Below are 814 nucleotides of genomic sequence, written 5' to 3' on the forward strand. Positions count from 1 at the left end.
ACGTACGTGAAATCAGCAACCCAGACGTGATCCGGGGCCGGGGCGGTGAAGTCCCGGTTCAGCAGGTCCGGGGCGCGGGTGTCCTTCGGGTTCGGGATCGTCGTGCGCGGCCGGCGGCCCCGGACCACGCCGCTGAGCCCGAGGGACCGCATGGCCCGGTCGACCGCGCCGAAGCTGGCATCCGGGACCTGGCCGCGACGCAGCAGGGCGAGCATCTTCCGCCGCCCGTACAGTCCCTCCGGTGCCAGGGCCTGCCGGCCATCCAGGGTCGTTCTGAACGCGACTCCTCGGACGGCGTCCTCGACGATCGCGTCAGTGACCGTCCGCGTCGCGACGCGTCCTGTCGTGGAGCGCCACAGGCGCAGTGTTCGTGCCGCGACCCTCAGCCCTGCGATATTCAGGGCTTCCCGGATCGACTCGACGGCATGACCAGACGCACGCATCTGGTCCACGAACGCCACGATCAACGGTTGCGGGGGTCGAGTTCCCCCACAAAGAAAATTGTCGCCGAACGCAAGATCTCGTTGACCTCCCGCAGCCGACGGTTCTCGCTGCGGAGCTTCCGGAGCTCTTCACGCTCCTCGGACGAGACCCCCGCGACGACGCCGGTGTCGATCTCGAACTGCTGCACCCACCGGCGCACGGACTCCTGCGAGACCCCGAGCGACTCGGCGACCTGGGCTCTGACGGCGGTCTCTGACGAGTACTCCGAACGGTGCTGTGTCACCATCCGCACAGCCCTGGAACGAACTTCGTGGTCAATCTTGCGTGGCACCTTGCCATCCTCTCGTGTCGCTCAGAAAAGAGCGGCAGA

The 814-nt window shown here is 67.3% G+C and carries 1 pseudogene; it reads right to left on the reverse strand.

The window, feature by feature from the left end:
• A pseudogene (locus AC1DZA_RS20125) lies at positions 1–775 on the reverse strand (transposase); the annotation flags it as partial.
• Positions 776–814: the final 39 nt, after the last annotated feature.

The sequence above is a fragment of the Agromyces sp. P2_B3 genome (genome assembly GCF_056404815.1).